The sequence below is a fragment of the Streptomyces sp. NPDC046887 genome (assembly GCF_040644755.1).
In the GTDB taxonomy this organism is placed as follows: domain Bacteria; phylum Actinomycetota; class Actinomycetes; order Streptomycetales; family Streptomycetaceae; genus Streptomyces; species Streptomyces lichenis.
In genome coordinates this window covers 443,141-456,478 of record NZ_JBEYXH010000001.1, presented here as the reverse complement: position 1 = coordinate 456,478, position 13,338 = coordinate 443,141, and the positions used below count along the sequence as shown (strand labels likewise).

The following is a 13,338-nucleotide window of genomic DNA, read 5'->3' as shown; positions in this document are numbered from 1 at the left end:
GGGCAGCGATGACTTCGACCGTCTGATCGGGGGCCCGGAACCGCTCAGCCGCGGCGAGCGTTCGGGGGCGGGGAGGGCGGTCGGGCGGGTGCCGGGGAAGCGGCAGGTACGGGTGGCGGCGGGGGCCTGAGCTGGGAAGACCAGTACCGGTAGGGGAACGGGCGAAGGCGGCGGCGAGCGACACGCCGCCTTCACCATCCCTTCAGGAATGAGGTGTCCATGCCCTGGAGTGGGTCCCCGCCGGCCACCGCCGGCCACCACTCCGAGAACGGACACCCGCAGATGACCCGTCCTGCCCACCCCCTCCGGCGCTCCGCCACCCCACTGTTCGCGGCGGCGACCCTGACCGCCGCGCTGGCCGTCGCCGGCCTGCCCGCCCCGGCGGCCGTCGCGGCCGCGTCCACCGGCACCGGCACCGGGGGCACCACCGGCACTGTCGGCACCACCGGCACGGCCTCCGCGTCCAACCCCAACCCCCGGACCTGGCCCGGGATGCGGGACGGGAGCGCGATCGATCCGAAGAGCCTGGTGCTGCCCCGGTGGATGTCGCAGATCAGCGGCGTCATCGGGAACCGGCCGCTGAACCGGATCGTGATGCCCGGCAGCCATGACGCCGGCTCCTGGAGCATCACCGACCGGACCGGGGTCTGCGACACCGCGTCCGAGGCGGACCTGGCGCGGAAGTTCCCGCCGGTCGCGGCCGCCATCTCGATCACCCAGATGTCGTCCATCAAGCAGCAGCTCGCCAACGGTTCGCGCTATCTGGACCTGCGGCTCTGCAAGCAGGGCGGCAAGTGGTACACGTACCACGGCGGTCCGCTGGGCGGCCTGTTCTTCGACGACCCGGCCACCGGGCGCACGGGTGAGATCAACGAGATCGCCGAGTGGCTCCGCGAGCACCCCGAGGAGATCGTGACGATCGAGCTGCGCACCTCGGTGCCGGCCGACTCCGACCCCTCCGAGGCCCGGAACACCGCCGCCGAGGACGAGGCCGAGGCGGTGAACCTGCTCGGCGCGGCGATCGGCACCGACCGGATCGCCGACCGGAACAAGCTCTCCCCCACCTCCACGTACAACCAGTTCATGGCCGCGAAGGCCAACGTCGTCCTCATCGACACCAAGAACCGCACCAACCACCCATGGGCATGGCGCAGCGACACGGTGGAGAGCCGCGACAGCTATGTGGAGAACAAGGACTGGGGCGGGCTCATCCGCGACGCCCTGAAGGACTTCTTCAACTCCCACCCCGCGATCGACAAGATCAGCAACACCGCGATCAAGCGGAACGAGGAGGTGCTGCTGAACGACTTCGGTGACCCGGACAAGCTGTTCACGCTCTCCGGGAACGTCGACTCCACGCTCGCCATCCCGGACGCCGTGGACGACGTGCTCGCCAACAACATGAACTACAAGCCGGACGGCATGCCGTACATGCTCTACCTGGCCCGGGAGCACAACACCCGGCTGCTGGCGAAGCTGGAGGGCCGCTGGCGCCACTCCGACATCGCCCGCAACAGCAACATCGTCCAGATCGACTACGTCGGCATGGGCGGCAGGCGCGCCGACGGGTCGATCATCTTCTCCGACGACATGAGCGCCGCGATCATCTCCAACAACACCCCGACGACGGCGCCGAACACCCTGGTGGGCGCCGAGCGCCGGGCCGACGGCGGCTGGAACGCCACGGCGGAGCTGCCGGGGGCGTACTCCTCGGCAGAGTTCGGCGGGGGCGAGCGGGCGGTGGCCGCGATGCCGGACGGCTCGCTCCACTTCGCCGCCTATGGCGCCGACAACCTGATGTACCACAACATCCGCTTCACCGACGGCTCCTGGCAGGGGTGGCAGCGGTTCAACAGCGCCGACGCCGACCGCCGGTTCCGGACCGGTCCGCTCGCCCTGACCAGCACCCCCAACGGCACCCTGCACATCGCCGCCGTCGACAAGGACGGCAATCTGATGCACACCCTGCGCCGGCCGGACGGCACCTGGCAGGAGGGCTGGGGCGCGGTCTCGGACGGCCAGGGCCGCCCGTTCCAGGCCAAGGACGTGGCGCTCGCCGGGCTGCCGAACAACTCGATCAAGGTGCTCGCCTACGGCAAGGACGGCGCCATGCGGATGACCGAGCGGTATGCGAACGGGGTGTGGGAGCAGACCGGCTGGCAGACCATCCCCGGTGTGGGCGGCGCCCCGGTCTTCGCGGGCCGTGAACTGGCCATCGCCGCGACCAAGGACCACTCCGTCCAGATCGCCGCGATCGGCCAGGACGGGAAGGTCTACCACATGGTCCAGGACGTGCGGCGAGTCAACAAGCCGTGGGGCAGCCCGCAGTGGGCCCCGAACGACGCCATGCGCGCCACGGACGTCTCGCTGGCCACCCTGCCGGACGGCTCCGCGCAGCTGGTCGCCATCGGCCTGGACGGCAACGTCTGGCACACCGTGCGGCACGGGGACGGCTCCTGGACCGGCTTCGGCTCGGTACGCGGCTCCTACGGCAGGGCCCTGGCCGCCACCGGGGTCTCCATCACCGCCCTCCCGGACGGCCGCACCTACACCCTCGCCGGCGCCCGCTGACCACCCCCAGTAGGCCGGAGGGGCTCCACCTCCACCCCCGTGAGAGGTGGAGCCCCCGTCCCGCCCGGCCGGCCCGTGAAGGGCGAGCCGTCCGGCCCGCCCACCAGGGGTGGGCCGGGCGGGCAGCCGCCGGGCGGTGCCGTGCGTGCTACTCGCTGGCTATCGCGTTCAGCACGTTCATCCGGCCCGCCCGGAAGGCCGGGACCAGGGCGGCTATCAGGCCGACGAACGCCGAGCCGACGAAGACCGCGAGGATCGTCGGCCAGGGGATCTCCAGCACCTTCAGCCCTTCCAGGGCCAGCAGCTTCTGCGCCGCGGTGCCCCAGCCCATGCCGAGCCCGAGGCCGAGCAGCGCGCCGAACAGGGCGATCACCACCGACTCCAGACGGATCATGCGGCGCAGCTGGCGGCGGGAGAGGCCGATGGCCCGCATCAGGCCTATCTCCCGGGTGCGCTCCACCACCGACAGGGCCAGGGTGTTCACCACGCCGAGGACGGCGACGATGATCGCCAGCGCCAGCAGTCCGTAGACGATGTTGAGCAACTGGCCGACCTGGTCCTCCAACTGCTTCTTGTAGTCGGTCTGGTCGCGGACGTCGTACTGCGGGTAGGCCGCCAGGGTCTTCTTCAGCGCGCTGTAGGCGGCCGCCTCCTGGCCGTCCCGGGCCTTGGCGAACATGATCGCGTTCTGCGGCATCTTCTCCGCGGGCAGGTACGTCTCCGCGGTGGTGATGCCGGTGTACCAGGCACCCCGGTCCACGGTGTCCTCGTCGGAGGTGATGGCCGCGACCTTCAGCCGGGCCGTCTGGCCTCCCTTGAACGCCACGGTCAGGGTGTCGCCGAGCTTCACGCCGTGCCGGTTCGCGTACGCGTCCCCGACCGACATGGCGTCCTTGCCGTAGGCGGCGGGCAGCTCACCGGCGACGGTCTCCCGGCGCAGGTCGGAGGCGTAGGTCGGGTCGGCGGCGACCAGGCCCTCGGTCTCCTTCTTCCCGTCGGGGGAGGTGACGACGGCGTCCACGATGCGGTAGTCGGTGACATGGTCCAGGCCGTCGCTCTGCTTCATGGCCCGTTCGGCCTGCGGCATGATCGGCTGGCCGGTGGGGCTCATCACGATGAAGTCGGCGCCCACCGTGCGGTCCAGCTCGTCGGTGGCCGAGGCCACCATGGAGGAGCCGACCACCGCGAGTCCCGCGACCAGGGCGAGCCCGATCATCAGCGCGGCACCGGTGGCGCCGGTGCGGCGCGGGTTGCGCAGCGCGTTGCGCTCGGCGAGGCGGCCGACGGGGCCGAAGACCCGTAGCACCAGGGCGCCCAGCACCCGGACCACACCGCCGGCCAGCAGCGGGCCGATCACCACGAAGCCGATCAGGGTGAGCACCACCCCGAGGCCGAGGAGCAGCGATCCGTCGGCCGCCTCGGTGGAGCGCGCGGCTCCGACCAAGGCGGCGGCGCCACCGGCGGTGAGCAGCAGCCCCAGGACGCCGCGCACCCGGCCGGCCCGGCGGTCCGCCGGGGTACCGGCGTCCCGCAGCGCGGCCATCGGGGAGACCTTGCCCGCCCGGCGGGCCGGGGCGTAGGCGGCGATGACGGTGACGACGACCCCGAGGACCAGTCCGACCACCGGGGTGGTCCAGCGGATCGTCAGATCGCTGGTGGACAGCTCCATGCCGACGGCCGACATCAGCTCCATCAGCCCGATGGCCAGGCCGACTCCGGCGCCGACGCCCAGGACCGAGCCGAACACCCCGAGCAGCACCGCCTCGACCAGCACCGAGCGGTTGACCTGGGAGCGGCTGGAGCCGATGGCCCGCAGCAGGCCGATCTCCCGGGTGCGCTGGGCGACCAGCATGGAGAAGGTGTTGACAATGAGGAACACCCCGACGAGCAGGGCGATCCCGGCGAAGCCGAGCATCGCGTACTTCATCACGTCCAGGAAGCCTGCGACGTCCTGCCGCCCGGCGTCCGCGACCTCGGTCTGCGTCCGCACCTGGTAGTCCCCGCCGAGCGCGGCCGTCACGTCCTTCTTCAGCCGCTCCTGGCCCACCCCGTCGGCGGCGTCCACCGCCACCCGGGTGAACAGGTCCTTGCCGCCCAGCAGCCGCTGCTGCGCGGTGGCGGTGTCGAACCAGACGATGGCCGCGCCCGGGTTGGTCACCTTGAAGGCCGCGGTGCCGGATATCCGGGCGGTGAAGTCGCCGGTGACGGCGATGGTGCGCAGCTCGTCGCCGATCTTCAGTCCGTGCTTCTCCGCGGTGTCGGCGTCCACCAGCACCTCGGTGGGACCGCGCGGCGCGTGGCCGGAGGCGATCTCCATCGAACGCAGCTCACCGGGCGTCCAGTTGCCCGCGATGGTGGGGGCACCGGTGGTGGAGCCCATGTTCTTGTTGCGGGAGTCGACCACGGTGACGCTGGTCGAGGCGACCTCGCCCCGCGCGGCCTCCACTCCGGGCACCGCCGCCACCCGCTCGACCAGGGCGGCGGGCAGCGCCTCGGGCCGCCCCGTCGCCGGCCCCGAGTCGTCGTCCTCGTCCCCGGCGCCCTTGGGGCTCACCGTGACATCGGAGGCGTCCAGCGCGAACAGCTTGTCGAAGGTGGTGTTCATGGTGTCGGTGAACACCAGAGTGCCGCTGACGAACGCCACCGACAGCAGCACCGCCACCGCCGACAGCGCCATCCGCCCCTTGTGGGCGAGGACGTTGCGCAGGGAGGTTCTCAGTACGCTCACGACGTCCGTCCCCGGGCGTCGAAGTCCTTCATCCGGTCGAGCACGGCCTCGGCGGTGGGGCGGGTCATCTCGTCCACGATCCGGCCGTCCGCCAGATACAGCACCCGGTCCGCGTAGCTCGCCGCCACCGGGTCATGGGTGACCATCACGATGGTCTGGCCCAGCTCGTCCACCGAGCGGCGCAGAAAGCCCAGGACCTCCGCGCCCGCCCGGGAGTCCAGATTCCCCGTCGGCTCGTCACCGAAGATGATCTCCGGCCGGGCGGCCAGCGCCCGCGCCACCGCGACCCGCTGCTGCTGGCCGCCGGAGAGCTGGCCCGGCCGGTGCTTCAGCCGCTCGGACAGGCCCACCGTGTCCACCACCCGCGCCAGCCAGCCCGCGTCGGGCCGTCGGCCGGCGATGTCCATCGGCAGCGTGATGTTCTCCAGTGCGTTGAGCGTGGGCAGCAGGCTGAACGCCTGGAAGATGAAGCCCACCCGGTCCCGGCGCAGCTGGGTCAGCTTCTTGTCCTTCAGCCCGGTGATCTCCGTGTCGGCCAGGAAGATCTGCCCGCCGGTGACCGTGTCCAGCCCGGCCAGGCAGTGCATCAGCGTCGACTTGCCGGAGCCGGACGGGCCCATGATGGCCGTGAACTCGCCCTGGGCGATGTCCACGTCGACGTGGTCCAGCGCCACGACCCGGGTCTCCCCGGTCCCGTACGCCTTGACGACCTGGCGCGCCCGGGCGGCAACGGCCGTCCGCCCTCCCGTACCCCCATAGGTGGGGCTCGTCACAGCCGTTGTCACGGTATGTCTCCTTAAGTCGGTCACAGCCGGTCACAGCCGGGCCCGTGCGGTCTCGCCGGACGCGGCCCGATGCCGTGCGGCTCCGTATGAAGTGTTTCGCGCCAGGGCAGCTGAGCGCCCTGGTGCCTGGCGCAGTCTTTTCCCGGGGGTTAACCCCACCCCCGGCCCCGCCCGGCGCCAGAACCGCTTCGTAAGAACAACCTAAGGAAGCCCCCGCCCCCGCTCCTCCTCCGGCGGGACGAACCGACCCCCGCCCGAACCGGGGACCCGCCCCTAGGGGTTCTCCGCCGGGAGGAGGAGTGAGAGGGTGAGCCGGCCAACTACATGCACAGGGAAAGGACTTCCGGTGGCGAAGAAGGTGCCGAAGGGGGCCGCGAAAGGGGTGCCTTCCGGCGGGGGTGCGGAGGCGACCGCCACCCCCGCGACCACCACCACCGGCGGACGCGGACCGCTGGTCGCCGCGCTGATGCTCGGCATGGCCCTCGCCGCCCTGGACGCCACCATCGTCTCCACCGCGGTCCCGCAGATCGTCGGCGACCTCGGCGGACTCTCCGTCTTCTCCTGGCTGTTCGCGGGCTATCTGCTCGCCGTGACCGTCACCCTGCCCGTCTACGGCAGGCTGTCCGACACCCACGGCCGCAAGCCCGTGCTGATCGCCGGGATCGTGCTCTTCCTGGCCGGCTCACTGCTGTGCGCCGCCGCCTGGGACATGCCCTCGCTCATCGCGTTCCGCATCGTCCAGGGCCTCGGCGGCGGCGCCCTCCAGGGCACCGTGCAGACCATCGCCGCCGATCTCTACCCGCTCAGGGAACGCCCGCGCATCCAGGCCCGGCTCTCCAGCGTCTGGGCCGCCTCGGCCGTCGCCGGCCCGGCGCTCGGCGGGCTGCTCGCCGGGTACGCGCACTGGCGGCTGATCTTCCTGATCAACCTGCCCGTCGGACTGCTCGCGCTCTGGCTGGTCGCCCGCCACCTGGTCGAACCCTCCCGCACCACGCCCCAGCGGCCGGGGGCCGCCCCCGGCCCGCCGCGGAGCGCGAGCGCCCGGGTCGACTGGCCCGGCGCGCTCGCCATCTTCGCCACCGGCGCCCTGCTGCTGACCGCGCTCGTCCAGGGCGGCACCGCCTGGCCCTGGCTCTCCGCGCCCTCCCTCGGCCTGCTCGGCGCCGCCGCGGTCTCGGCCGCCGTCACCGTCGCCGTGGAACGCCGCGCCGCCGAACCGATCATCCCCGGCTGGGTGTGGCGGCGGCGCACCATCGCCGCGGTCAACCTCGCCCTCGGCGCGCTCGGACTGCTGATGGTGGCGCCGACCGTGTTCCTCCCGACGTACGCCCAGTCCGTCCTGGGCCTCGGCCCCGTCGCGGCCGGCTTCGTGCTCTCCGCCATGACCCTGACCTGGCCGGTCAGCGCCGCCCTCTCCAGCCGCGTCTACACCCGGATCGGCTTCCGGCGCACCGCCATCATCGGCATGACCTGCTCCACCGCCGTGCTGCTGGCCTTCCCGCTGCTGCCCTACCCCGGCGCGCCCTGGCAGCCCACGCTGATCATGCTGCTGCTCGGCGGCTGCCTGGGGCTGTTCCAACTGCCTCTGATCGTCGGCGTCCAGTCCACCGTCCCCTGGTCCGAACGCGGCACCACCACCGCGTCCGTGCTGTTCTGCCGCCAGGTCGGGCAGAGCCTGGGCGCCGCGCTCTTCGGCGCCGTCGCCAACGCCGTCCTCGGCTCCCACCTCACCGAGGCCGGCCCCGCGCGCGGCGGCCTGGACGACCCGGCGGCCGCGCTGACCCCGCGGGCCGTGGACGCGGCCGTGGAGTACGTCTTCCTGGGCGCCGCCGCGGCCGGCGCCCTGGCCGTCCTGGTCCTGCTCACCCTCGCGCCCCGCCGCTTCCCCGTCCTCCCCGAGGACCGCGCCGCCCCACCACCGGAACCGGCCGTGTCCGCGGAGGACTTGGCCCCTTGAGCCGGTGTCCCGGGTGGCGGCGAGGTGAAGGGTACGCGGATACCAGGGCTTCGCGGGCCGGGCCGGCCACTGGACGGGCGCTCCGGGTTACGGTGCGGGCATGGGGAAGATCGGGGAGGGTCCGGCGGTGGGCGGGACGGTGCTGATGGTGGCGGTGTCACCGGCGGGCCGGATGCGGTTGATGGACGCCGGTGGTGTCCTGGGCCCACTGGCCGCGGTGGGACCGGACCGGCTGACCGGGACGGACGGCGCGGTGTCGGTGGTGGAGTTGGCCGATCCGGTGGACCCGCAGGCCGTGCTGACCCGCGTACGCACCGCGGCCGCGGCCCCGGGACGGCTGACCGTGGTGCTCGCCGGGCAGCTGCATCTCGACGAGCGGCAGCAGCGGCTGCACCTGGCCCTGGCGCGCAGCACGCCGGCCGCGCTGCGGTACACCGCCCTGCCCTGGGACTGGGTGACGGACGCGCTGGCCGCCCGGCCGCCCGGCGCCACGACGATGGTCCTCGACCTGGTCGCCGACGCGGCCGCCTGGCAGCGGTTGCGGACCGGCGGACTCGGAGCGGGACCGCGCGTGTTCGGCCGGGTGGTCCCGCCACCCGGCCGGCGCCGGACGGTACGGCCCGACTACCTCATGGCCCTGGCCACCGCGTGGCGCACCGGCCCCGCGACCCCGCTGGAGGCGCTGCACGAGCAGGCCGTCGCCGAAGCGGGCGGCCGGGAAGGGGCCCTGATCCTGGACGGATCGCCTCCCTCGTACGGTCCCGACCGCCTCGCCACCGCCGGCCGGCAGCCCGCTCCCGACCGCTTCGTCACCGGTGAGCGGCAGCGCGCGCCCGGCGCGGCCCCGCCGCACCGGGCACCGGCGGGGCCGTCCACCGCGCAGGGCGGCCCGCCGGAAGCGGTACTGGCAGAAGTTCTCGCGGCCGCACAGGCGGGGCGGCATACCGAAGCCGCGGCGCTGGCCGCGCTGGCCGAGGGCCAGGTACTGCGCACCGACGGCGTCGGCTCGGCCAGGGCGACGCACTGGCTGGAGGTGCGAGCCGATCTGGCCCGGCTGGCGGGCGAGGCGGGACGCAGCTGCGAGCTGTGGATGGCGGCGGCCGACGCCCATCTCGCTCTCGGTCGGCCGGCCGACGACCAGCAGGTGGTCGCCGCGGTCGACCGGGCCCATCACCAGTGGCAGCAGACCGATCCGGTCAGGGCCCTGGACCTGGGCGGACAGCTCGCCGCACTACGGGAACACGTCCCCGGCCACCGCCCGGGCGCGGCGGCCGCGGTGCGAGCGCGGCTGGCGGCACTGGAGAGCACCGGGGCCGGACACCTTCCGGGGCGGTGACGCCATCGGGGAGCAGGCACCGGTGCCCACGGGGAGCTACGCGAAGCCGCCGCTCGGCCCGGAGGCGGCCACAGTGCTCCTACCCGGCTCGCAGCGGCGGGCCCGCCCGGACCCCCAAGGGAACGCGCTACTCCTCCGTGCCCCGCCCCGTCAGCGCCGCCAGGCTGCTGCGTACGTGGGCCATATGGGCGCGCATCTCCTCCGCGGCCGCCTCGTGCTCCCGCAGCAGCCGCTCCGTCTCCCGCTCGACGCGCTCCGCCCGGAGCCGGGCCTGCCCCAGCAGCTCCTGTGCCCGCGCCGAGGCGTCCTCGTCGGTGTGCCGGGCCTGCTCGGCGGCCTCCGCCAGTACCCGCTCCGCCGCGCCCAGCCGCTCCCCGGTCGCGTCCAGCAGCCGGTCGTGGTCCGCGACCAGCGCCGCCTCAGCGGCCGCGTCCTCCCGCTCGACCGCCTCCCGCAGCTCGCCGTGCTTCTGCCGCTGCTCGGCGAAGAGTCGCTCCCCGCGCTCCCGCACCGCGCGCAGCACCGCCGCGCCCTCGGCACGTACCCGCTCGGCCTCCTCCCGGGCCGCCGCGCGCTCCGCCTCCGCCGACTCCCGGGCCGCGCCCAGCGTCTTGTCCGCCGACGCCTCCGCGTCCGCCCGGACCGCCTCCGCCGCCGCGCGAGCCGCCTCACCGGTACGGGCCGCCTCCGACGCCGCCTCCTCGGCCAGCCGCCGCGCCTCGGCGAGGGCGTCCGCCCGCAGCGTCTCGTCCTCCTCCTCGGCCAGCGCCCAGATCCGCTGGGCCCGCGCGCCCAAGTCCTCGTACCGCTGCGGCGGCAGCCCGGCCGCGTGCTCCCGCAGCCGCTCCAGCCGCTCGGCCGACTCCCGTACCGCCGCGTCCAGTTCCTCCGCGCGCCGGCGCGCCGCGCGCCCGGCCTCGGTGAGCTCGGCGACCGCCCGGTCCACCTGCCCCGGCCGGTACCCGCGCCCCCACACCAGATCGAACTCAGCCGTGCTGCCTGTACCCGTCATGCCCGCCGCGCTCCCTTCCCCCGTCCAGAATGCCCCACCCCCGGCAGCGCGAAGCAGGGCGTCCGACCGGATCCGGCCGAACGCCCCGCCCCGGGACTCCCGCCGCTACCGCCGGCTCACAGCAACCCGTCCCACATCTGCTCCAGCAGCACCGACCACCAGCTCTCCGGCGAGGCCAGCGCCGCCGGGTCCAGCATCGCCAACTGCGCCTGGAAGTCGACGGTCCACCGGCCCGCCTGCTCCGGCGTCAACCCGAACCGCAGCCGCCACATCCGCCCCAGCAACGCCAGGCAGCGCACCAGCTCCGGCAGCCCCGAGTTCACGAACTGCGGCGCCTGCGGCCGCCCGTCCGGACCCGCCTCCACCGGCACCGCCACGATGTTCGCCGTGCCGTACTGCACACAGATCGCCCGGCCGAAGTCCGAACCGACCACCAGATACGAACCGGCGTCCGCCGCGGGCCGCACCTGCCGCTGCGCCGCCAGCTCCGCCAGCGTGGGCACCACCGGATGCGCCGGCTGCGCCCAGAAGAACGGTCCGAAGTCCGCCGGCAGCCCCGCCCACACCAGGGTGCGCGCCACCAGCTCCGGAACCCCCTGCCGGGACACCGCCCGCTGGTCGAACCGGCAGATCCCCGGCCCGAACGCCCCGGCCAGCTCCTGCGCCACCGCCTCCGGCGGCACCGGCGGCACCGGCTGCACCGCGGGCAGCGGCGCCCGCACCGGCGCCGGACGCGCCGGCCCGTCCGCCACCTGGTGCAACTCGCCCTGGTGCGCGATCAGCTGCCCCATGCCCTGCTGACGGCTGGCATGGTCACGGCCGTACGGGGCGATCGAGGTGATCCGCGCCTGCGGCCAGGTCTCCCGGATCATCCGCGCGCAGTAGCCACCCGGCAGGTCACAGGACTCCAGCTCGGTGTGCAGCTCCAGCACCGCCTGCGGCGGCACGTTCATCGCCCGCAGCTCATGCAGTATCTGCCACTCCGGATGCGGCATCCCCGGCGCCGAACGCCGGATCAGCTGCGCCTCGGAGCCGTCGTGCGCCCGGTAGCGCAGCACCGCCTGGTAGCCGGGCCCCACCGTCGGCAGCCCGGCCGGCGGCTGCGGATAGCCGTACGCACCCGGTGCCCCGGGCGGCGGCGCCTGCCCCGGAGCGCCATGCGGCGGTACGGGACCGGGGGCCGCGTGCGGGGGCGGTACGGGAACGGGTGCGCCCTGCGGGGGCGGTACGGGGCCGGGGGCCGCGGGGCCGCCCGGGCCCGGCTGGGCCAGCATGGTCGCGGCGTGGTGCACCCCGCCCGGCGGCGTACCGGGCCCACCGGGAGCACCGGGGACGCCGGGAGCACCGGGCGGCTGCGGGGCACCCGGCGCACCGGGGCCGGCCACCGGGCCGGGCTGGGAGAGCATCGTCTGCGCGTAGTGCACCCCACCACCCGGCGTGGACCCGGGCGGCGCGGGCGCGCCCGGCGGAGGCGGCAGCGTGGCGCCGGACGGCGCGGGCGGACCGCCCAGCGTCCCCGGCCCGGGCTGGGACAGCATCGTCTGGGCGTAGTGCACATCGGCACCCGGCGGCGGCGTCGCCCCGGGCGGCCCGGGCGGCCCCGGAGGAGGCGGCGGGGTCGAGCCGGGAGGAGCCGCCGGAACCGGTCCGTCCGGGCCGAGCTGGGAGACCAGCTGCGTCGGCACATACCCACCGGCCGGCGCACCCGGCGCACCGGGACCCGAACCGCTGGGCGAATGCGTCTGGCCGGTCTGACTCGTCTGGCCGGAACGCGCCCCCGGAACGCCCGGCTCCCCGGGCGGCGGCGGGGTGGTCGACCCGGTACCGCGCGAAAGACGCGGCGGCCGGGTGGCCTTGCTGGTGGCCGCGTCGGCGATGTCCCCGGTGCCCGGGCCGTCGCCCGCCACCGGCAGCGGTGTCACCGCGGTACGCGGAAGCTGGCTGCCGCCCGACATCAGCGCCGTCGGCGCGTCCGCGCCCACCGCGGGCGGCGGGGTGTCGTCATCGTCCGACCCGGACAGCGGCGGCGCGAACACCGTCGCCGGCAGCCCCGCGGACCCGTCGTCCTCGGCGCCGGGCGCGTGCACATCGCTCCACGGAGCGGGAGTGGGGGTCGGGGTGGCGGAAGAAGCGGACGCGGGCGGTACGGGCGCCAGGGTGCCGCTGCTCCCCGTACCGGCTCCGCCCTCACCCGCCGGGACCGCGTCCACGACGTCCTCGACCGGCGCGGGGGGCGCCGCCTCACGCCCGGCCGCGTCCCGGTCCGCCTCGGGCGCCGGCCAGGAGACGGCCCCCGGCACCGCGTCCACCGGGACCGGGACGGCGTCGGAGCGACCCGGAGCCGGGACCTCATCGGAAGGCCCCGGACCCGGACCCGGAGCCGGCACCGCGTCCGAAGGCACCGGAACCGAAGCCGAACCCGGACCCGGGACCGCATCCTCCGGGCCGACCGGCCGCACCGCCTCCGCGGCGCCCGCCGGGCCAGCCGGCGCCGAGGCCTCCTCCCCGGCCCCCGGACCGCCCACGCCGCCGGCACCATCAGTGCCCCCCGTACCGCGCCGGTCCGGCACCCCCATCCGGTCCGCCGCGTCCTGCAACCACTCCGGCGGCGTCAGCAGGAACGACGTCTGGTTGAGGTCGATCCGCTCCGGCGCCTCCGCCGGCTCCGGCACACCCGCACCGGCCGGCGCGCCGTACTGCTCCTCGTACCGCCGGATCACCTCACCCACCGGCAGCCCCGGCCACAGCGTCACCTCACCGCCGTCCCGCGCGATCACCAGCCGCTGACGGCCCGCACCCGACACCGGGCCGCCCTCGCGGTCCTCCGCCCACACCACGAACCCGAGACCGAATTCCCGCACCCGCACCTCGCGGTGCTGGTACGCCGGAACCTCGCCGTTCACCCACTCCTCGGCGCGCTCCTGCGCCTGCGCGTACGTCACCATCGGC

Annotated in this window: 7 protein-coding genes; 3 read left to right on the top strand and 4 right to left on the bottom strand. The window is 74.7% G+C overall.

Annotated elements, in window-relative coordinates:
• The first annotated feature begins 219 nt into the window (after nucleotides 1-219).
• Nucleotides 220-2,571 (top strand): hypothetical protein, encoded by a 2,352-nt coding sequence (locus ABZ945_RS02030; RefSeq protein ID WP_361262365.1) that lies wholly within the window; start codon nucleotides 220-222, stop codon nucleotides 2,569-2,571.
• A gap of 148 nt (nucleotides 2,572-2,719) precedes the next feature.
• Here the strand turns inward: ABZ945_RS02030 and ABZ945_RS02025 are convergent, their stop codons facing one another.
• Both ABZ945_RS02025 and ABZ945_RS02020 read right to left on the bottom strand, forming a co-directional pair.
• Nucleotides 2,720-5,299, bottom strand: a complete 2,580-nt coding sequence (locus ABZ945_RS02025; RefSeq protein ID WP_361262362.1) for an FtsX-like permease family protein — start codon at nucleotides 5,297-5,299, stop codon at nucleotides 2,720-2,722.
• Nucleotides 5,296-6,084 (bottom strand): ABC transporter ATP-binding protein, encoded by a 789-nt coding sequence (locus tag ABZ945_RS02020; protein WP_361262359.1) that lies wholly within the window; start codon nucleotides 6,082-6,084, stop codon nucleotides 5,296-5,298. The genes ABZ945_RS02025 and ABZ945_RS02020 overlap by 4 nt, the downstream gene beginning before the upstream one ends.
• Before the next feature lie 382 nt (nucleotides 6,085-6,466).
• Between ABZ945_RS02020 and ABZ945_RS02015 the strand changes: the two genes are divergently transcribed.
• Together ABZ945_RS02015 and ABZ945_RS02010 are read left to right on the top strand one after the other, a co-directional pair.
• Nucleotides 6,467-8,041 carry an MFS transporter gene (locus ABZ945_RS02015; RefSeq protein ID WP_361262912.1) on the top strand — a complete coding sequence of 525 codons (1,575 nt, stop codon included), beginning with the start codon at nucleotides 6,467-6,469 and terminating at the stop codon, nucleotides 8,039-8,041.
• A 100-nt stretch (nucleotides 8,042-8,141) separates the two neighbouring features.
• A complete protein-coding gene (locus ABZ945_RS02010; protein ID WP_361262356.1) occupies nucleotides 8,142-9,377 on the top strand; it encodes a hypothetical protein in 1,236 nt (411 codons plus the stop codon).
• Nucleotides 9,378-9,504: 127 nt separating this feature from the next.
• Here ABZ945_RS02010 and ABZ945_RS02005 read toward each other — a convergent pair whose 3' ends face one another.
• Both ABZ945_RS02005 and ABZ945_RS02000 read right to left on the bottom strand, forming a co-directional pair.
• A complete protein-coding gene (locus ABZ945_RS02005) occupies nucleotides 9,505-10,389 on the bottom strand; it encodes a cellulose-binding protein (RefSeq protein ID WP_361262353.1) in 885 nt (294 codons plus the stop codon).
• A gap of 116 nt (nucleotides 10,390-10,505) precedes the next feature.
• Nucleotides 10,506-13,334, bottom strand: a complete 2,829-nt coding sequence (locus ABZ945_RS02000) for an SUKH-4 family immunity protein (protein ID WP_361262351.1) — start codon at nucleotides 13,332-13,334, stop codon at nucleotides 10,506-10,508.
• Between the last annotated feature and the right edge of the window lie 4 nt (nucleotides 13,335-13,338).